Below are 18,759 nucleotides of genomic sequence, written 5' to 3' on the forward strand. Positions count from 1 at the left end.
GGCTATCCGCTCCGGCGCGCGGGCCGCAACGCCGATCGCAGTCGCAGGCTGTTGAGCACGACGAAGACGCTCGAGAACGCCATGGCGGCCGCGGCGACCATCGGGTTGAGCAGACCGGCCACCGCGAGCGGCACGGCGGCGACGTTGTAGGCGAAGGCCCAGAACAGGTTGCCGCGAATGATGCCGAGGGTACGGCGGCTGAGTTCGATCGCCTCGGCCACGGCCCGGGGGCTGCCAGCGGTGAGCGTGATGTCGCTGGCGTGCTTGGCGGCATCCGTGCCACCGCCCATCGCGATGCCGAGGTCGGCAGCGGCGAGGGCGGCCGCGTCGTTGACGCCGTCGCCGACCATCGCGACGCGCTTCCCCGCGGCCTGGCGGCGCCGTACCTCATCGAGCTTGCCCTCGGGACGCACGTCGGCGACCACGTCGTCGATGCCGAGCTCGCGGGCGACCGCCCCCGCGGCGCCGGCGTTGTCGCCGGTGACCAGGACCACCGAGGCCCCGGTGCGGTGCAGCCGCGCCACGGCCTCGCGGGCGTCGTCTCGGACCCGGTCCGAGACCGCGATGACCGCACGGACCGCCCCGTCCCAGCCGACGGCGACGACGGAAGCACCGGATGCCGCGGCGTCGCGCGCGGCTTCATCGAGCTCGGAGCTCAGCTCGCCCAGTCGCTGGGTGACGAAGGCGACGCTCCCCGCGGTGACCTCGCGCCCCTCGACTACGCCGCTGACGCCGCCTCCGGCGACGCCCGTGAACTCCGTCACCGGCGGCACGGTGCCGGCGGCTGCGACGATCGCGCGCGCGATCGGGTGCTCCGAGGCGGATTCGACGGCGCCGGCCGCCCGCAACGCGTCGTCGCGATCGGCTCCGGCCGCGGTGACGACCGAGGCGACGGACATCCGCCCCTCGGTGAGGGTGCCGGTCTTGTCCATGAGCACGACGTCGATGCGCTCGGCGGCCTCGAGGGCTTCGGGACCGGTGATGAGGATGCCGAGCTCGGCGCCTCGGCCGGTGCCGACGAGGACGGCGATGGGCGTCGCGAGCCCGAGCGCGCACGGGCAGGCGATGATCAGGACCGCGACGGCGGCGGTGAAGCCCGCGGCGACGGGTGCGCCGGCGATGATCCAGCCGAGAAGGGTCAGCACTGCCACGACGATGACGACGGGGACGAACACCGCCGAGACGCGGTCGGCGAGACGCTGCACGCGGCTCTTGCCCGACTGGGCCTCGTCGACCAGCCGCGCCAGATGCGCGAGGCGGGTTTCGTCGCCGACCGAGGTGGCGCGTACCCGCAACCGTCCGCCGGAGGCGATCGTGCCGCCGGTGACCTCGGAACCGGGGCCGACGTCGACGGGCACCGACTCGCCCGTCAGCATGCTCTCGTCCACCGCCGCCGCGCCGTCGACGACGATGCCGTCGGTGGCCACCTTCTCACCGGGCCGCACGATGAACTCGTCGCCCGCATGCAGCGCGTCGATGCCGACGCGACGCCCGTCCGGCAGCTCGACATCCGCCGCCCCGAGCTCGAGCAGGGCGCGCAGCGCGGCGCCCGCGCGCCGCCGCGAGCGCTGCTCGATGTATCGACCGAGCAGGATGAGCACGGTCACCGCTGCGGCGACCTCGAAGTAGACGAGCGATGTCGGGTCGTGCACGGGGCCGAAGAGGACGACATCGTGACGGATGCCGATGCGCCCGGCGGAGCCGAACAGCACCGCCCACAGGCTCCAAGCGAAGGCCGCGAAGGTGCCCAATGTGACGAGCGTGTCCATCGTCAGCGCGCCGTGGCGCGCGTTCGCGAACGTGGCACGGTGGAACGGCCAACCCGCCCAGAACACGACCGGCGCGGTCAGGACGAGCGACACCCACTGCCAGCCGGGGAACTGCCACGCCGGCACCATGCCGAGCGCCACGACGGGCGCGGCGAGCACGATGCCCCAGATCAGCCGGGTGCGCAGAGTGGTCTGCCCCGGCATGTCCTCGACGTCGTGCTGGTGGCCCGGAGCGTCATGATGCTCCGCCGGATGCTGCGCCGGAGAGGAGCGCACTCGAGCGGTATACCCCGCCTGGCCGACGGCCTCGACCAGGTCGTCGACCGAGACGGCGGCGGGATGCTCGACGCGCGCCGACTCGGTCGCGAGGTTCACCGTCGCGTGGACACCGTCCAGTCGCTGCAGCCGCTTCTCGACCCGGGCGACACAGCTCGCGCACGTCATCCCCTCGATGTCGAGGACGGCATGGCTGCTCTCCCGCCCGGCGGTGTCCGCGCTCATCAGCGGCGTCCGGTGACCGTGTAGCCCGCCTCGGCCACAGCGGCCGAGACGACGTCGTCGTCGGGCGGCTGCACAGCCGTGACCGCGACGGTGCCGGCGTCGACGTCGACGGCGACGTCGGAGACGCCCGGGACGAGCCCGAGCTCGCGGGTCACCGCTGCGGCGCAATGCCCGCAGGTCATGCCTTCGACGGTGTAGGTCTGAGTCGTCATGATGCTCCTTCGTGGTTCAGCGACGACAACAGGATACCCCCCAGGGGTATTCCCGTCGATGCCTCGAGATTCGGACGGCGTACGCTGAAAGCATGTCCACGATCTCCGAGCGCGAGCTCGCCGCGACCCTCGACCACGCCATCCTCAAGCCCGAGCTGACCCGCGACCAGGTCGACGCCGAGCTCGACATCGCCGCCGAGTGGCGAGTCTTCTCGGTGTGCGTACGCCCCTCCGACATCCCGCACGCTGTCGCGCGTCTCGCGGGCACCGGTGTCGCCGTCGGTACGGTCATCGGCTTCCCCCACGGCACGACGTCCACGGCGGCGAAGGTCGCCGAGGTCCGTCAGGCCGCCGCGGACGGCGCCTCGGAGTTCGACATGGTCGTCAACATCGCCGCGCTGCGCTCGGGCTTCGACGACGTCGTCGTCGACGACATCCGCGCCGTGGTCGAGGCCGCCGAAGGCAAGATCGTCAAGGTCATCCTCGAGACGAGCCTGCTCGATGACGAGCAGATCGCCCGCGGCAGCCGCCTGACCGAGGCCGGCGGCGCCGACTTCGTCAAGACCTCGACCGGCTTCGCCGGCGGCGGGGCGACAGTCCCCCACGTCCGCCTCATGCGCGAGAACGTCGGCGAGGCCGTGCAGGTCAAGGCCTCCGGCGGCGTGCGCAGCTTCGCTGACGCCGTCGCGATGCTCGACGCAGGCGCCACGCGCCTCGGCACGAGCGGCAGCGCGACCATCCTCGGCGAAGCGCGCCGACTCGAGGCCGGCGGCGAGGCCACCGGCGCAGTCGACGAGTCGTCGTACTGATCACGCGGGCTGCGGCCCGCACGGGCGCGCGAGGCGCTGGCTTCAGGCGAGGGCCTCGCGCACGCGGACGACATCGTCGTCCATCTGCTCGATGAGCGCCGGGATACCCGCGAACGCGACCATCCCGCGGATACGGGCCGTGAAGCGGACCTCGACGCGGTGACCGTAGAGGTCGAGATCCGTCTCGTCGAGCACGTACGCCTCGACCTGTCGCTGCGGCACGTCGTCGAACGTGGGATTGGTGCCCACCGAGATCGCCGCCGGATACCGGATGACACTCGCCGGCATCGCGCCGTCGGCACCCGGCATCCCGAGGTCGACGAGCCAGCCGGCGTACACACCGTCGGCCGGGATGAAGCCCGCGGCGTCGGTGGCGAGGTTCGCGGTCGGATACCCGAGTTCCCGGCCGCGCTTGAGTCCGTGGACGACCTCGGCCTCGACCGCGTGAGGGCGGCCGAGCAGGCGGGCGGCACCGGCGACATCGCCGGCCGCGAGCAGATCGCGCACCCACGTCGACGAGACGCGCCGGCCGGCGTCGCGGGCGCGGACGTCTGTGACGACGTCGACATCGAAACCGTGCTCGCGCCCGAGTGCGGCCAGCACCTCGGGATCGCCCTCGCCGCCTCGACCGAAGCGGAAGTCGTCGCCGACGAGGACGCCGACGGCACCGAGCGCGCGAACGAGGATGCTCTCGACGAAGTCACGCGCCGAGAGCGCTGCGAGCTCGGCGTCGAACCGCAGCACGAGGACGGCATCCACCCCGGCCGCCGCGAGGAGCCCGATCTTCTGATCCAGAGCGACGAGCGGCTCCGGGCAGAGCTCCGGACGCAGCAGGCTCAGCGGGTTGCGGTCGAAGGTGACCGCCACGACACGCGCGCCGCGGGCGGCGGCATCCACCCGGGCCCGGTCGATGACCGCGCGGTGCCCGGAGTGCACGCCGTCGAACTTGCCGATGGCCACGACGCTCGGGCCGAAGTCCGCGGGGACCTCCGCGGGGTCTCGGTACACGGTCACCATGACGATCCCTCCAGGACGGCCGGGCGCTCGCTGCTCTCTCCGGCACCGTTGCGGTGCGACACGAGCCACCAGATCCCCACGAAGGGCAGGGCGAGCGGAACCCAGAAGTAGCCGAAACCGTAGCCCGACCAGACGGTGGCGTCGTGCGAGAACAGGTCGGGCAGCACGAGGCTGAGCGTGCCGACGACGAGCACCCCGGCCAGCTCGAAGCAGATCGCGACCCACGCGATCGCGTACCAGGTGCGCGAGCCCGACTTCACCAGCGCGACGGTCGCCAGCACGTACACCAGCGCCGCGGCCGCCGACAGCGAGTACGCGAGCGGTGCGTTGGAGAAGTCCTCGACGATCTGGACGAACGAGCGTCCCGTCGCGGCGAGCGCCATCACGGCGTACACGACCACCAGAACGCGGCCGATGCCGGTCATTCGAGGGCGGGGATGATCCATGACCCCACCAATGATAGGCGTCGCGCGGACGGCTTCAGACGACCTGAACCGTCCAGATCACCTGCATCCGCCACACCATGATCGCGACCGACAGGGCGGCGACGCCGAGGATGACGGTGCTCCAGCGACTGCGTTCGATGAGCGCCCAGAACACGGCGGCGGGCGGCAGCAGGACGGCCGAGACGAGATACACCCAGAACTCCAGGAGACTGCCCGAAGGGGCGTTACCCGCGAGCGGGGCGATGATCGCGACGACGACCTGGGCGATGAGAAGCACCTCGACGAGGGCGAGCGACCCGACCGAGAGGTCGCTCGGGCGGCGGTTCGCGAGGCCGAGGACGGTACAGAGCAGACCGGCGGCGACCGCCACCGCCACCTGAACGATGGTGAAGACCGTGATCATGCGTCCTCCGCCATGTTCATCAGGCTCTTGACGTCGTCGCCGCGACGCTCGACGATCCCCACCAGTCGCCCATCGGGGTCGATCGCCGCCGGGTGCGGTGCCGACAGGCGCGCCGCTGCTCCGACGAGACGCTTGCCGTGGCGCAGGTCGCGCGCCTCGTCGGCGGTCACCTCGAAGGCGCCGAGCACCGCGGCCGCGACATCCGCGTCGCGCAGCAGCGTCGCGTCCGGGGTGATCTCGGCCTCGGCATCCGACACCTCGAAAGGTCCAATGCGGGTGCGTCGGAGCGCCGTCAGATGCCCGCCGACGCCGAGATCTGCTCCCAGGTCGCGGGCCAAGGCGCGGATGTAGGTACCGCTCGTGCAGTCGACGACGACGTCGACGTCGATCGCGCGGGATCCGCCCGCGACATCGTTCAGGACGACGTCGCGGACGTCGCGCACATCGAAGCGAGAGACGGTGACGCGACGTGCCTTCAGCTCGACCTCTTCGCCCGCGCGAGCGAGGTCGTACGCCCGCTTCCCGCCGACCTTGATCGCCGACACCCGGCTCGGCACCTGGTCGATCTCGCCGGTGAGCGCCGCGATGCCGCGATCGATGCCGGCGCGGTCGACCGCGGCGAGGGCTTCGTTCGTCGCGTGCTCCGTCACGGTGCCGTCAGCGTCGTCGGAATCGGTCGAGACGCCGAGGCGGATCGTCGCCTCGTAGGTCTTGCCGAGCCCCACGATGTACGTCAGCAGGCGGGTCGCCGGCCCCACACCGAGGACGAGCAGCCCCGTCGCCATCGGATCCAGAGTGCCGGCGTGGCCGATCTTGCGGGTGCCGAGGGCTCGACGGGCTCGGGCGACGACGTCATGACTGGTCATCCCGCCCGGCTTGTCGACGAGCAGGATGCCGCGGGGCGCGGGTTCGGGCATGTCTCCCAGCCTACGGCGATGCCCCGCCGGCCCCGTCCGCGGTCAGTCCAGCGCCAGCTCGATGGTCGCGAAGGAGTGCGGCGGCATCGTCACGACGAGCTCGCCCCCATCGAGGGCGGTCGCGAGGGGCCGCGGCTCGACACGAGCGGGCACGTCGGCGTCGTTGTACGTCGTCGCGCTCTCTGCTCCCAGCACCCGGGCACGCACGACGCGGGCGCCACGTCCGCGGAGGTCGATGCGCACCTCGCACTCGTCGTCCGCCGAGAGGTGGGTGAGCGAGATGAGCGCCGCCCCCTCCTTCGTAGAGGCCGACATCGACACCAGCGGCAGCTCTCCCCCGCGCGCCGTCGTCGCGGGCGCGTCGAGCACGTGCGCGGCGAGCGCACGGGCGTCCTGGTGCCCCTTGTTCATCTCGAACACGTGGTAGGTCGGCGTGAGAACGAGCTTCTCGCCGTCGGTGAGGATCATCGCCTGCAAGACGTTCACCGTCTGTGCGATGTTCGCCATCGAGATGCGCCGCGCGTACCGGTGGAAGATGTCGAAATGGATGCCGGCGACGAGCGCGTCGCGGATCGTGTTCTGTTGGAACAGGAAGCCCGGGTTCGTGCCCTTCTCGGCGTTCCACCACGTGCCCCACTCGTCGCAGACGAGGCTCACCCGGTTCTCGGGGTCGTACGAGTCCATGACCGCGACGTGTCCGCGGACGACCCGCTCGAAGTCGCGGGCGTAGGCCATCGTGTCGTAGAACTGCTCGTCGGTGAAGGTCGTCGCGTCTTCGCGATTGATGCCCGATCCGGTGTGCGTGTAGTAGTGGAACGAGATCGCCTGGTACGGATGCTTGTCGTACAGGTTCGCGGCGTGCGACTCGACGAGCGTCTTCACGAGCACCCGCGTCCACTCGAAGTCGTCCTCGTTGGCGCCGGCGGCGATGAGCGTCAACCTGTTCTCGCCGTGGTCGTGGCAATAGGTCGCGTAGCGCCGCGCTTCTTCCGCGTAGAACTCGGGAGACAGGTTGCCGCCGCATCCCCACGGCTCGTTGCCGATGCCCCAGAAGGGCACACGCCAGGGCTCGTCGCGACCGTTCTCGCGGCGCAGACGCGCCATGGGGCTGTCGTCGTCGCGCGTGAGGTACTCGACCCACTCCGACATCTCCTGCACCGTGCCGCTGCCGACGTTCCCGTTGACGTACGCCTCGGTGCCGAGCAGGTCGCACAGATCCATGAACTCGTGGGTTCCGAAGTGGTTGCTCTCGACGACGTCGCCCCAGTTCGTGTTGGCGATCTTCGGCCGTTGCTCGCGCGGACCGATGCCATCGCGCCAGTGGTACGTGTCGGCGAAGCAACCGCCCGGCCAGCGCAGGTTCGGGATGTCGAGCGCGCGGAGGGCCTCGACGACGTCGGTGCGGATGCCGCGGGTGTTGGAGATCGTCGAGTCCTCGCCGACCCAGAAGCCGTCGTAGATGCAGCGTCCGAGATGCTCGGCGAAGTGCCCGTAGATGTGCCGGCTGATGCGATCGCCGACGACGTCGAGGTCGATGACCGCACGTGCGGACGAGGTCATGTGGTTCTCCAGTGCTCGTGCTCGGTGAGCGGGACCAGCGGAGGACGCTCCGCGGTCGTGGTCAGGGTGATGCGGCGTCCCTCTCGCGCCGACCGCGTGAGGGCGCTCATGATCTCCAGGACGTGCAGGGCGACCTCACCGCTCGCACGTCCCGCGCCGGCGCCGCCGCGTACGAGGTCGAGGACTCCGATGCCGCGGCCCGCGCCTCGATAGCCCGCGCGCGGCGCGATGGCCGTCCACTCCTCCGCGCGGGGTCGCCGCATGGTCACGTCGCCGTCGAAGAAGTTGGGGTCGGGCAGGGTCAGCGATGCGCTCTCGCCGTGCACCTCGATCGGTGCGGCGTGGGTTGCGGCGGCGTCGAAGCTGAAGGTGACCGTCGAGACCGCGCCGCCGGCGTGCTCGAGCACGCCGGTGACATGCGTGTCGATCTCGACGGGGATGCGCTCCCCCGCTCGCGGGCCCGAACCGATCGTGCGCTCGTCGCGTGATCGCGACGAAGCACCCGACACGCTGACGACGGGTCCCAGCAGGTGGAACAGCGCCGTGAGGTAGTACGGCCCCATGTCGTAGAGCGGTCCGCCGCCTTCGCGATAGTAGAAGTCGGGATGCGGGTGCCAGGCCTCGTGGCCCGACGACAGCCACGTCGCGACGGCCGCGACCGGTCGGCCGATCTCGCCGGCGTCGACGACCGCTCGCGCGGTCTGCACTCCGGACCCCAGCACGGTGTCGGGGGCCCCGCCGACCCAGGCGCTGGCCGCGCCGGCCATGACCCCGAGCGCTTCGTCGAAGGTCGCGGCCAGCGGTTTCTCGCCGTAGACGTTCTTGCCCGCGGCGAGTGCCGCGCGCGCGACCTCGCCGTGAGCGGCGGGGATCGTCAGGTTGACCACGGTCTGCACCGCCGGGTCGGCGACGAGCTCGGCGACCGATAGGGCGCGGGCTCCGGGGAACCGCTCGGCGACCGACCGGGCGCGGTCGACGTCGAGGTCGGCCGTCGCAACGATACGGACGGCGGGGTGATCGCCCAGCGTCTCCAGATACTGGCCCGAGATGACCCCGAGGCCGACTACACCGATGCCGTGCGGCTCGCCCACAGCATCCCCCTCTCGATGATGGTGCGGACGTTGACGTCGCGCAGCACGACGAGGCTGTGCCCCGGCGTCGCGACGAAGATGCGGCCCTGTCCCCACTCGCGTGTCCAGACGGCAGGCGAGGTGATGGGGCGGTGCCACGGGTGGTACGGCTGCACGGGATGCGTCGTCGTCGCGAGCACGTCGTTGAGGTCGTCGGAGAGCACCCAGTACTGCTCCGTGCGGAGCGTGAAGTCCTCGAGGCCCGCCATGATCTCCGAGCGGCGACCTGCGTCGGTGAGGTCGACGGTGTAGCAGAGGTAGTTGTCGGTCTCGTCGCCGACGCGGGCATCGGGGTGCTTCGCGGGATGCGTCGCGAACTGGCCGCCGACGAGCTGCAGGTAGTCGGAGTTGTCGCGGTACGAGTCGGCGATGCCGCCGTGCCAGCCCGCCAGCCCCGTTCCGCGCTCGACCGCGTCGCGCAGGCCGGCGAAGGCCTCGCGTGAGATCTTCGACATCGTCACCGACTGCACGATCAGGTCGGTGCGCTCCATCGTCTCCCGGTCGGTGTAGACCTCGTTGTCCTCTTCGATGCGGACCTCGAAGCCGTTCTCTTCGAGGAAGGGCACGAAGAGGTTGGTGGCCTCGACGGGTTTGTGCCCCTCCCAGCCGCCTCGGACGATGAGCGCCTGTCTCGCGGTCATGAGATGACCCCTTCCACTCGGATGCTTCTGCTGTCGGATGCCGCGCTCTCCTCGACCGCCGCGAGGACGCGCTGCACACCCGCGGCCTCGGCGAACGACGGGTGCACCTCGATCTCACCGGCGACGGCGCGGACGAAGTCGACGCTCTGGTGGGTGAACAAGTGCTCGTAGCCGAGTCCGTGTCCTGCCGGCCACCAGGCTCCGGCATAGGGATGCTCGGGCTCGGTCGCGTCGATGCGGCGGAACCCCTGCTCACCGGCAGGGAGCGTCGCGTCGGCGAAGAGCAGGTCGTTCAGGTGCGAGAAGTCGAAGGCGACGGCTCCGCGGTCACCGCTGATCTCGATGCGGTTGGCGTTGCGGTGCCCCGAGGCCATGCGCGTGGCCTCGAAGATGCCGAGGGCGCCGTCGGAGAACGATGCGGTGAACGCCGCGGCGTCGTCGACGGTCACGCGTTCAGTTGCGGTTCCGGCACCGGCTCGGCCGCCGAGCCCGACGCGCTCGTCGAGGACGGGGCGCTCGTCGACGAAGGTGCGAAGTGTGCCCGAGACGCTCGTGATGCGCGCGCCGGTGAGCCACTGGGCGGCATCGATGCTGTGCGCCCCGATGTCGCCGAGCGCACCCGATCCCGCGCGATCGCGATCGAGACGCCAGGTGAACGGCGCCTCCGGGTCGGTGAGCCAGTCCTGCAGGTACTGGGCGCGCACGTGCCGGATGCGGCCGATGCGTCCCTCCTCGATTAGACGTCGCGCCAGAGCGAGGGCGGGCGTGCGGCGGTAGCTGAACCCGCACATCGCGACGACCCCGCGCGATGCCGCCGCGGCGGCGGCATCCGTCATCCGGTCGGCGTCGGCGACGTCGTTGGCCAGCGGCTTCTCGCACAGCACGTGACGGCCGGCGTCGAGGGCTGCGAGCGCGATCTCGGCGTGGGTGTCGCCCGGGGTGCAGATGTCGACGGCGTCGATGTCGTCGCGTGCGATGACACTTCGCCAGTCGTCGCTCGACTCGGCGATGCCGAACCGCGATGCGGCGTCGGCCGCGCGTTGCGCGTCGCTGCCCGCGAGCACGACCACCTCCGGCTCGACCGGCAGATCGAAGAACCGCGGAGCGGTGCGCCAGGCGTGCGCGTGCATCCGTCCCATGAACCCGGTCCCGATGATCGCGATGCGCAATCGTCTCGACATCCTCGTCTCCCTCCGCACCGGTGCGTGTGATCGCGGACCACGATGTCACAGCCCCTCGACGCGGACGTCGGGCTTTGCGCAAAATAGGCGCATGCCGTCTTCCCGACCGAGCCTCACCGACGTCGCCACGGCCGCGGGCGTCAGCGTCGCGACCGTCTCACGGGCGCTCCGCGGCCGCGGCGAGCTGTCGCCCGAGACCCGCACGCGTGTGCTGCAGACGGCAGAACGGCTCGGGTACACGCGAAGCGGGACACCGCGCGGCCGGCCCCGCGGCGGTACGTCCCGCATCTTCGATCTGGTTCTCGGGCACTTCCATGACCCCTACACCGACGAGGTCGTCGCCGGGGCTCACACGGCGGCCTCGCGCCTGAGCTACGACCTCGTCCTCACCGCGGAGCGCGACGATCCGGGCGATGACTGGCCGGCCCGCATCCGCTCCCGGGGATCGGCGGGGGTCGTGCTCGGTCTGATCCTGCCCACCGCGGCCCAGCTGGAGGTCGTGCAGGGCGCGGGCATTCCCGTCGTCCTGCTCGAGCCTCCATCGGGGACCACCCAGCACGTGCCGAGCGTGCGGAACACCGATCACGCGGGCGGCTCGGCGGCGGCGGAGCACCTGCTGGCGCAGGGCGCGCGGCGCTTCATCGTCATCGGCGGGGCTCCGTCGTACCGGTACGGCCGTGCGCGGATCGAGGGCTTCCTCTCGACGCTCGACGAGACGGCCCCGGCTGCGCCTCGCATCCTGACGACGGCGGACTGGGGTGCGGCGGACGCGCGACGAGCGTGCGCCGCGGCGCTCGATGACCTCGGCGGCGAGGGCCCCATCGGGCTCTTCGCCTGCTCCGATGAGATGGCCGCGGGCGCCTACCGGGCGATCGCCGAGGCTGGGCTCGCGGTGGGGCGCCACGTTCTTGTCGTGGGATACGACGATGTGCGGGGCGCGCGGTGGCTGCATCCGCCGCTCACCACGATCCGTCAGCCCATCCGCGAGATGGCCGCCGCGGCGGTCACGCTCCTGGCTCAGATGGCGGGCGGTGCGCAGCTCGCCGACGAGGTGGTCGAGCTGCCGACGGTTCTCGTGGCCCGCGGCTCGACCGGCCGTCCGCGCTGACCGAGGCCGCCACCGACGGGGCTCACGCGGGCGCGACGACCGGGAAGTACACGGCGTAGCGCTCGTCGACGATCTCGTTCAGCGGCACGAATCGGATGCCGGCCGAGCCGCCGACGCTGCGGTATCGCGTGAGCCACTGCGACCACTGCCTCTCGTCGTCGGCAGCCAGCAGCGTCGCCGGGTCGGAGCTGTCGCCGATGAGCGGCGTCTCACGGTCGACGAGACCCGCGAGCACCACGGCGCCCTCGACGAAGGCGACGGTCTCGGGCTCATCCGGGATCGGCACCGTCCGCAGCTCGAATCCGAAACCGAGTTCGATCTCGGTGCGCCCACCGGGATGATCGATCTCCACGAAGCTGCCGCGCCGCACCACGGCGACGTCCGACCGGACGTGCACCTCGCCCGCGGTCCAGGCGGGCACACGCATCCGGACGCGGCCCCGAACGGTCGGCGGCGACTCGACCGCCACCGAGACCCGAAGGGCGTGCGGCCGATGCGCCGGGCCGCCGGGGCCCGCGTTCGCGTCCGGACCGACGTAGAGGGCGTCGTCGATCGTGCGGACCTCGACGACCAGCTGGCCTGCTGCCGTGGCGACGTCGGCGCGGACGGGGATGTACTGAGCGACGGTGACGGCTTCGCCGTCGCTGTACACCGCCAGCGACGAGTGGCGCGTGTGCGCCTGCACCACCGTGCCGTGGCAGCACCAGAAGTCCTCGGTGGGCGATCCCCATTCCTTGCGCGCTCCGCTCTGCAGCGGCAGGAAGTAGCTCACCATGCCGGTGCCGGGATGCTGCTGCGCCAGGATGCCGTTGACGAGGTTGGCCTCGATGTAGTCGAGGTACGACGCCTCGCCCGTCCATCGGAACAGCACGTCGGCCAGCCGGATCATGTTGTAGACGGCGCAGTGCTCCTGGGTCTTCGTGCCCCGTCGCGCGGCGAAGGCGAACGGCGGCGTCCAGATCTCACCCGAGGTCTGTCCGCCCGTGCAGAAGGTTCCGCGTCGTGTGACGGCCCAGTCCCAGTACGCCTCGACGATGCGTCGCCAGCGCTCCTCACCCGTGACCTCGAAGGCCCGCGCGGCACCGAGCACCTCCGGGATGGTCGTGTTCGCGTGCATGTTGGTCAGCATGTCCTCGCCCGCCAGCAGACCGTCGAAGAGCGACCGGTGGTCGTATCGGTCGAGGAGCTCGCGATACATGTCGTCGCCGGTGGCCTCGAGGAGGTCTGCCCACACCTCGAGCATGCCGCCCGTCTCGACCTCGAGGATGGCCTGGAACTCGTCGCGCTCGAACTCCCGCGCCCACTCCGCGATCAGCGCCGCAGCGCGGTGGGCGATGCGCAGGGCTCGCTCGTCGCCGAGGTCTCGGTACACGTCCACCAGACCCATGAAGGTCTTGTGGATGTTGTACTGCGGCGCCCACACCTCGCGCCCCTCGGCGAGCCGGCGCAGGAACGTCTGCGGAATGCCGAACACCCAGCCCGCGCCGGCATCCTGGCACGCCTCGAGCTCGTCGAGGACGACGGCCAGCTTGCCCCGCAGCACCGGATCGCCGGTGACGGCGATCTCGCGCGCGGCGGCCGACATCCAGTGCCCCACGAAATGGCCCCGCAAGAGTGCGCCGGGCGTCTCCCAGCCCCAATGACGTGCCCAGCCGTTCTCGACGCCCGGTGTGACGGACGGCTTCAGGTGCCAGGCCTGATCGCCGATGCCCGCTTCGATGCGGTGGTTCTGCACGAGAGCGTGCTCGTCGAGCGACACGAGGTACGCGCGATTGATGCGACGCCGGCGATCATAGGTCCCCGGGAGCAGCCGGGAGGCATCGGGCGCGAGGGCGGATGCGGTCATGGTTGTGCCATCTCCTTCGATGTGCTGAGATCGATCTCTGACTGTACCGCCCGAGCGATGTCAGCAGAATAGGAGCATGGATTCCATGCGCGTGATCCACCTCAACGCCGAGGACGTCTCCGTCGTGATCGCAACGGCGGACGATGGGATGCCGGAGATCGTCCACTGGGGCGAGGCGGTGACGTCAGCGGAGCCCGACCTCCTCGCATTCGTCGCGGCCGAGCAGCGGAACGGGATGGCCGGTGATTCCGACGTTCCGTACCGCGCGAGCGTGCTGCCCGAGCACAGCCGCGGGTGGTTCGGAGCCCCGGGGCTGTCCGCACATCGCGACGGCTCGGGGTGGGCGCCGCGGTTCGTGCTGCGCTCGCTGACTCTCGACGGCGCCGAGGCCGGACCGGGCGTGACGTCCGGCGGAGCGGGGCGGGTCGACGCAGTCCTCCACGACGATGCTGCTGAGATTGAGCTCGGTGTAGAGATCGATCTCACACGAGACGGCCTCGTGCGTTCCCGCGCTCGGGTCCGGAACACCGCCGGCGCAACCGAGGCGGCGGCACCGCTCGAGATCCAGTCCCTCGCCGTCGCCCTTCCGATACCGACGTGGGCGCAGGAGGTGCTCGACTTCACCGGCCGATGGGGGCACGAGCGCATCCCCCAGCGGCATCCGGTCGTCCGCGGTGATAACTCGCGCGTCTCGCGGCGCGGCCGAACCGGTCTCGACGCGACGCTGGTGCAGGCGGTCGGCACGCCGGGGTTCTCCGCCGGATCCGGCGAGGTATGGATCGGACACGTCGGATTCAGCGGCGACCACGAGCACACGATCGAGCGCACCGACGGGCGCCTGCACTTTCGGGGCGGCGAGTCGATCCTTCCCGGCGAGATCCGGCTGACGCCCGGCGAGGAGTACACCGGCCCCTGGGTGTTCGGCAGCTACGGGCGCGGACTCGACGGCGCTGCGGCGCGCTTCCACTCCTACCTGCGTGAGCGCTCGCGTTCGTCGCGCCGCCCCCGCCCCGTGACGATGAACGTCTGGGAGGCGGTGTATTTCGACCACGACCACCGCGTACTCGTCGATCTGGCGGCCCGCGCCGCCGAGCTCGGCGTCGAGCGCTACGTCCTCGACGACGGCTGGTTCCGGGGGCGCAATGACGACCGCGCGGGGCTCGGCGACTGGGCGCCCGACCCGATTGCGTGGCCCGACGGCCTCCGCCCACTGGCCGACGAGGTGCGCTCTCTCGGCATGGAGTTCGGGCTCTGGGTCGAGCCGGAGATGATCAACGAGGACTCCGATCTCGCCCGTGCGCACCCCGAGTGGATCCTTCGGGCGGGGCCCGAGCTGCCGCCGCGCCAGCGGTTCCAGCAGGTGCTCGACCTCACGCATCCGGCCGCTTTCGACCACATCCTGGGCGTGCTCGACGGGCTCATCGAGGACATCGGCGTGAGCTACCTCAAGTGGGACCACAACCGCGACCTCATCGCAGCCGGGCACCCCGCCTCGGGCGCCCCCGCCGTTCACGAGCAGACCCTCGCGGTGTACCGCCTCATCGACGAGCTCCGCCGTCGCCATCCCGACCTCGAGATCGAGAGCTGCGCCTCCGGCGGCGGGCGGGTCGACCTGGGGATCCTCGAACGGACTGACCGGATCCATCCCTCCGACAGCCACGACCCCCACGACCGTTTCGGCATCCTGCGCTGGACGGGACTCCTGGTGCCGCCGGAGATGATGGGATCGCACGTCGCCTCCCCCGTGTCGAGCGTCACGGGACGCGCGCATGACCTGCAGTTCCGGTGCGCCGTCGCCTTCCTCGGCCACTTCGGCATCGAGTGGGACATCCGCGATCTCGACGAGCACGACCGGCGCGTCCTCGGCGACTGGATCGCACGATACCGCCGGCACCGCCACCTCATCGCGACGGGGCGCACCGTCGGCTCGGGTGAGCTCGACGCCGCGGCTCCGCAGGTGCGCGGCGTGGTCGCGCCCGACGGGTCGGAGGCGCTCTTCACGATCGTCACGCCGACGACCTCGGCCGACACGATCGCCCGTGTGCGGTTCCCCGGCTTGTCGACCGACCGCAGCTACCGGGTGTCGGTGAGCGGCTCGGACTCCTTCGGACCACCCTGGCAGGTTCCGGCGTGGCTTCGGGAGAGCCCGGGGCTCGGCGGTGACGGTGACGGTGGCGGCGAGCGTGTGGGTGACGGCCCGGTCATCGCGGGTACAGTGCTCGCACGGGTGGGGCTGGAGTTCCCCACGTTCCACCCCGACCGCGCGGCGGTCGTTCACCTCGCGGCGGTGGCAGCGCCGTGATCGGCGCGCGCCGGGCCGCGGCATCCCGTCCCCCGATGGGGTGGAACAGCTGGGACTGCTTCGGGTCGTCCGTGACGGAGGCCGAGGTGCTGGCGAACGCCGAATACGTCGCGGAGCACCTGCTCGCGTTCGGCTGGGACACGATCGTCGTCGACATCCAGTGGTACGAACCCGATCCGGGGGCGCACGACTATCGCGAGGTCTCTCGGCCACTGCTCGATGCCTGGGGCCGGCCGCTCCCCGCGCCGGGACGCTTCCCCTCCGCGGCGGACGGGAGCTTCCGGCCGCTCGCCGACCGGGTCCACGAGCTCGGCCTGCGCTTCGGGGTGCACCTCATGCGGGGCGTGCCGCGCGCCGCAGCGGATGCGGCTCTGCCCGTCTCGGGTCGCCCCGACGCGACGTGCGACTCGATCGCCGACCGCTCGAACGTCTGCGTGTGGAACCCCGACAATTACGGCGTCGATATGACGGCACCCGGTGCGCAGGAGTACTACGACTCGGTCATGGCGCAGCTGGCCGCCTGGGGCGTCGACTTCGTGAAGCTCGACGATGTGCTCTACCCGCCCGTCGAGACCGCTGAGATCGCAGCGATCTCGCGCGCGATCGATCGGTCGGGACGGGCGATGGTCCTGAGCCTGTCGCCCGGCAAGCGACTGTCGCTCGCGCACCTCGAGACGCTGCGCGAACACGGCCAGATGTGGCGGATCTCGGACGACTTCTGGGATGACTGGGCGCACGTGGTCGAACAGTTCCAGCGCGCCGCCCGCTGGGCGCCGTTCCAGCGGCGCGGTGCGTGGGCGGATGCCGACATGCTCCCTTTCGGACGCATCGGCGTGCGCGGACACGTCGGCGAAGACCGTCTCAGCCGCCTGTCGGTCGACGAGCAGCGCACCGTCATGACGCTGTGGAGCATGATGCGCTCACCGCTCATGATGGGCGGCCACCTGCCCGACACTCCGCCAGAGACGCTCGCGCTGCTGCGTAATCCCGGCGTCCTCGCGCTGCGCGACGGCGAGGAGTCGCGCGAGATCGTGCGCGACGGACACCTGGTCATTTGGAGCGCGCGCGCGGGCGCGCGCGAGTACCGTGCGGTGTTCTGGCTCGGCGACGATGAGCAGGAGCTCGTCGTTCACCTCGCCGACCTCGGGCTCGGGCTCGGGATCGCGGACATGGGGACGGCGGGTTCGTGCACGGATGTGTGGAGCGGGACGAGCGTCGAGGTCGCCGACGGACGCGTCACGCTGACGGTGCCGGCTCACGGCACGCGTCTACTGGTCTTCGACTGACCGGCGGGCGAGCGGAGCGGGCCGGGCTGTGGAAAGTCACGGGCGATGTCGGAGGCCCGTGGCAACATTAGAACATGCATTCGAAGGGCGAGCTTAGTGGCGGGATGGGCAGCGACGGCGACGTCGATGTCCTCGCTCAGCTGGTCGCGGATGCGGAGGGGGCGGCGGATGCTGCGCGGTTGGCGCAGATTCGGGAGGTTCGGGTTCTCGCGGCAGCTGGCGTGCTGGCCGAGAAGCAGGCGGCTGCGGCGGCGGAGCGGGTCAAGGCACGGGAGATGGCGCTGCGTGGCATCGCAGCGGAGCTCGCCGGGGTGTTCGTCGCGACCGACCGGACACTGCAACGGCGGATCGACGAAGCCCGGGATCTGGTCGAGAACTACCCGGTGACGATGGCCGCGTGGGAGGACGGGCGCATCGTCCGCGGGCACGTGCGGGTGATCCAGGAGATCGGATGTCTCGTGCCCGCGGAGGAACGGGCAGAGTTCGAACGAGTCGCGATCGAACGGTGCGAGGGCGAGACCCCGAACCGGGTGCGCGACGCGTTGCGGATGATCGCCGAGCGGATTCACCCGCGCAGTTTCACGGAGCGGCACGAGGAGGCCGCGGCGGGGCGGTGCGTGCGAGTGCAGGCCGGGGCGGACGGGATGTCCGACCTGATCGCGACGCTGCCGACCGTGATCGCCGACGGGATCGTGGACCGGCTGACGCGGCAGGCGCGAGAGATCATCAACGCGCGGGCCCAGGCTGACGCCGCGGATGCGGATGTGGAGAGCGATGCTGAGAGCGCAGTGGGCGCCGGGTCGTCGTTCATCGACGATGCCCGCACCATCGACCAGGTCCGCGCCGACGTGTTCAGCGACCTCCTCCTCGCCGGAACACCCGCCCTCGACCCCACCGCGAGCGGTGACGGCGACGGAACGCTCGGGGCGATCCGGGCACACGTGCAAGTCGCCGTGTCCGCACTGACGCTCATGGGACAGGACGAGGGCCCGGCTGATCTGGCCGGCCGCTCCCCCATCGATGCCGCCACAGCACGGGAACTGGCCGGCAACGCCACTTCGTGGGATCGGTTGCTGACCCACCCGGTCACCGGGACCGTGCTGGAGTGCGATGCATACCGGCCCACCGCCGCGATGGTACGGCTGCTGCGGGCGAGGGACCGGCACTGCCGGTTCCCCGGATGCCGACAACCAGCCATCCGGTGCGAGTTGGACCATACGATCGCCGCATCCGAGGGCGGGGGCACGCACGTGTGCAACCTCGCCAACCTCTGCAAGAGACACCACGACGTCAAACACCACACCCGATGGCATGTCCGACAACTCCCGGGTGGGCGGCTCGTGTGGACCTCACCTACCGGGCGGGTCTACCGCGAAGACGCACCCCCACCACTCGTCGCCTTCACCATCGACGAGCCACCCGATCGCCGAGGCGATCAAGCACCACCCGGAGCGTTTCCCCCACCACGATCACTGGGGCGACCCGACGCGCCTCAGGGGTCCGCTCCGCCGTTCTGACGGGATCGTCTTCGCCCTGAACCAGCCCGCGGGAGGGGGTGGTTGCCGTGCCCGTCACACCGCGAGAGCGCCGTCCATCATGCCCGCGACCGCGTCGCGCCGCCGGAAGACGAC

16 protein-coding genes are annotated in these 18,759 nt (G+C 71.0%); 5 read left to right on the forward strand and 11 right to left on the reverse strand.

Translation table 11 applies throughout. The features are described from left to right. Positions 1–2: 2 nt before the first annotated feature. Both DO944_RS11050 and DO944_RS11055 read right to left on the reverse strand, forming a co-directional pair. Positions 3–2,270, reverse strand: coding sequence for a cation-translocating P-type ATPase (locus DO944_RS11050; RefSeq protein WP_112617217.1), 2,268 nt, complete (start codon positions 2,268–2,270; stop codon positions 3–5). Further along, positions 2,270–2,482: a heavy-metal-associated domain-containing protein gene (locus DO944_RS11055; protein WP_023955083.1), complete on the reverse strand. Its 213-nt coding sequence runs from the start codon at positions 2,480–2,482 to the stop codon at positions 2,270–2,272. Before DO944_RS11055 ends, DO944_RS11050 begins: the two co-directional genes overlap by 1 nt. 92 nt (positions 2,483–2,574) lie before the next feature. On the opposite strand from DO944_RS11055, the gene deoC reads away from it, so the two are divergent. Further along, positions 2,575–3,291, forward strand: a complete 717-nt coding sequence (gene deoC / locus DO944_RS11060; protein WP_112617218.1) for a deoxyribose-phosphate aldolase — start codon at positions 2,575–2,577, stop codon at positions 3,289–3,291. A 42-nt stretch (positions 3,292–3,333) separates the two neighbouring features. Here the strand turns inward: deoC and DO944_RS11065 are convergent, their stop codons facing one another. From DO944_RS11065 to DO944_RS11100, 8 genes are read right to left on the reverse strand one after another with little or no spacing between them, the layout of a single operon-like run. Beyond that, positions 3,334–4,305 carry a bifunctional riboflavin kinase/FAD synthetase gene (locus DO944_RS11065; RefSeq protein WP_112617565.1) on the reverse strand — a complete coding sequence of 324 codons (972 nt, stop codon included), beginning with the start codon at positions 4,303–4,305 and terminating at the stop codon, positions 3,334–3,336. Next, the gene (locus DO944_RS11070; RefSeq protein ID WP_240309717.1) at positions 4,302–4,733 is read right to left on the reverse strand and encodes a hypothetical protein; all 432 of its coding nucleotides are present in this window, start codon (positions 4,731–4,733) and stop codon (positions 4,302–4,304) included. Before DO944_RS11070 ends, DO944_RS11065 begins: the two co-directional genes overlap by 4 nt. Before the next feature lie 55 nt (positions 4,734–4,788). Beyond that, entirely contained in the window at positions 4,789–5,157 is a 369-nt protein-coding gene (locus tag DO944_RS11075) for a hypothetical protein (RefSeq protein ID WP_112617220.1), read from the reverse strand. Continuing rightward, positions 5,154–6,074: a tRNA pseudouridine(55) synthase TruB gene (gene truB, locus DO944_RS11080; RefSeq protein ID WP_112617221.1), complete on the reverse strand. Its 921-nt coding sequence runs from the start codon at positions 6,072–6,074 to the stop codon at positions 5,154–5,156. The genes DO944_RS11075 and truB overlap by 4 nt, the downstream gene beginning before the upstream one ends. 42 nt (positions 6,075–6,116) lie before the next feature. Next, the gene (locus DO944_RS11085) at positions 6,117–7,634 is read right to left on the reverse strand and encodes an alpha-N-arabinofuranosidase (RefSeq protein WP_112617222.1); all 1,518 of its coding nucleotides are present in this window, start codon (positions 7,632–7,634) and stop codon (positions 6,117–6,119) included. Next, positions 7,631–8,725 (reverse strand): Gfo/Idh/MocA family protein, encoded by a 1,095-nt coding sequence (locus DO944_RS11090; protein ID WP_112617223.1) that lies wholly within the window; start codon positions 8,723–8,725, stop codon positions 7,631–7,633. The genes DO944_RS11085 and DO944_RS11090 overlap by 4 nt, the downstream gene beginning before the upstream one ends. After that, a complete protein-coding gene (locus DO944_RS11095) occupies positions 8,698–9,405 on the reverse strand; it encodes a ThuA domain-containing protein (RefSeq protein WP_112617224.1) in 708 nt (235 codons plus the stop codon). Before DO944_RS11095 ends, DO944_RS11090 begins: the two co-directional genes overlap by 28 nt. Continuing rightward, on the reverse strand, positions 9,402–10,586 hold the full coding sequence (locus tag DO944_RS11100) for a Gfo/Idh/MocA family protein (RefSeq protein ID WP_112617225.1): 1,185 nt from the start codon (positions 10,584–10,586) through the stop codon (positions 9,402–9,404). The genes DO944_RS11095 and DO944_RS11100 overlap by 4 nt, the downstream gene beginning before the upstream one ends. 91 nt (positions 10,587–10,677) lie before the next feature. On the opposite strand from DO944_RS11100, the gene DO944_RS11105 reads away from it, so the two are divergent. Next, positions 10,678–11,694, forward strand: coding sequence for a LacI family DNA-binding transcriptional regulator (locus DO944_RS11105; RefSeq protein ID WP_112617226.1), 1,017 nt, complete (start codon positions 10,678–10,680; stop codon positions 11,692–11,694). A 22-nt stretch (positions 11,695–11,716) separates the two neighbouring features. On the opposite strand, the gene DO944_RS11110 is transcribed toward DO944_RS11105, so the two are convergent. Continuing rightward, the gene (locus DO944_RS11110; protein ID WP_112617227.1) at positions 11,717–13,540 is read right to left on the reverse strand and encodes a beta-L-arabinofuranosidase domain-containing protein; all 1,824 of its coding nucleotides are present in this window, start codon (positions 13,538–13,540) and stop codon (positions 11,717–11,719) included. Between the two features lie 76 nt (positions 13,541–13,616). Between DO944_RS11110 and DO944_RS11115 the strand changes: the two genes are divergently transcribed. From DO944_RS11115 to DO944_RS11125, 3 genes are all read left to right on the forward strand, one after another. After that, the gene (locus DO944_RS11115; RefSeq protein WP_112617228.1) at positions 13,617–15,842 is read left to right on the forward strand and encodes an alpha-galactosidase; all 2,226 of its coding nucleotides are present in this window, start codon (positions 13,617–13,619) and stop codon (positions 15,840–15,842) included. Further along, complete coding sequence (locus tag DO944_RS11120) at positions 15,839–17,128, forward strand: glycoside hydrolase family 27 protein (protein ID WP_258524687.1); 1,290 nt, start codon at positions 15,839–15,841, stop codon at positions 17,126–17,128. The genes DO944_RS11115 and DO944_RS11120 overlap by 4 nt, the downstream gene beginning before the upstream one ends. Before the next feature lie 74 nt (positions 17,129–17,202). Then, positions 17,203–18,645, forward strand: coding sequence for an HNH endonuclease signature motif containing protein (locus DO944_RS11125; protein ID WP_258524688.1), 1,443 nt, complete (start codon positions 17,203–17,205; stop codon positions 18,643–18,645). The last annotated feature ends 114 nt before the right edge of the window (positions 18,646–18,759 follow it).

Origin of the sequence: Microbacterium sp. SMR1, assembly GCF_003289625.1 — a bacterium.
GTDB lineage: Bacteria > Actinomycetota > Actinomycetes > Actinomycetales > Microbacteriaceae > Microbacterium > Microbacterium plantarum.

Bases quoted from the DNA above. Each gene is read 5' to 3' on its own strand.
- DO944_RS11050 (WP_112617217.1), bottom strand. From the start codon at position 2,270: ATGAGCGCGGACACCGCCGGGCGGGAGAGCAGCCATGCCGTCCTCGAC.
- DO944_RS11055 (WP_023955083.1), bottom strand. From the start codon at position 2,482: ATGACGACTCAGACCTACACCGTCGAAGGCATGACCTGCGGGCATTGC.
- deoC (WP_112617218.1), top strand. From the start codon at position 2,575: ATGTCCACGATCTCCGAGCGCGAGCTCGCCGCGACCCTCGACCACGCC.
- DO944_RS11070 (WP_240309717.1), bottom strand. From the start codon at position 4,733: ATGACCGGCATCGGCCGCGTTCTGGTGGTCGTGTACGCCGTGATGGCG.
- DO944_RS11075 (WP_112617220.1), bottom strand. From the start codon at position 5,157: ATGATCACGGTCTTCACCATCGTTCAGGTGGCGGTGGCGGTCGCCGCC.
- truB (WP_112617221.1), bottom strand. From the start codon at position 6,074: ATGCCCGAACCCGCGCCCCGCGGCATCCTGCTCGTCGACAAGCCGGGC.
- DO944_RS11085 (WP_112617222.1), bottom strand. From the start codon at position 7,634: ATGACCTCGTCCGCACGTGCGGTCATCGACCTCGACGTCGTCGGCGAT.
- DO944_RS11095 (WP_112617224.1), bottom strand. From the start codon at position 9,405: ATGACCGCGAGACAGGCGCTCATCGTCCGAGGCGGCTGGGAGGGGCAC.
- DO944_RS11100 (WP_112617225.1), bottom strand. From the start codon at position 10,586: ATGTCGAGACGATTGCGCATCGCGATCATCGGGACCGGGTTCATGGGA.
- DO944_RS11105 (WP_112617226.1), top strand. From the start codon at position 10,678: ATGCCGTCTTCCCGACCGAGCCTCACCGACGTCGCCACGGCCGCGGGC.
- DO944_RS11110 (WP_112617227.1), bottom strand. From the start codon at position 13,540: ATGACCGCATCCGCCCTCGCGCCCGATGCCTCCCGGCTGCTCCCGGGG.
- DO944_RS11115 (WP_112617228.1), top strand. From the start codon at position 13,617: ATGGATTCCATGCGCGTGATCCACCTCAACGCCGAGGACGTCTCCGTC.
- DO944_RS11125 (WP_258524688.1), top strand. From the start codon at position 17,203: ATGCATTCGAAGGGCGAGCTTAGTGGCGGGATGGGCAGCGACGGCGAC.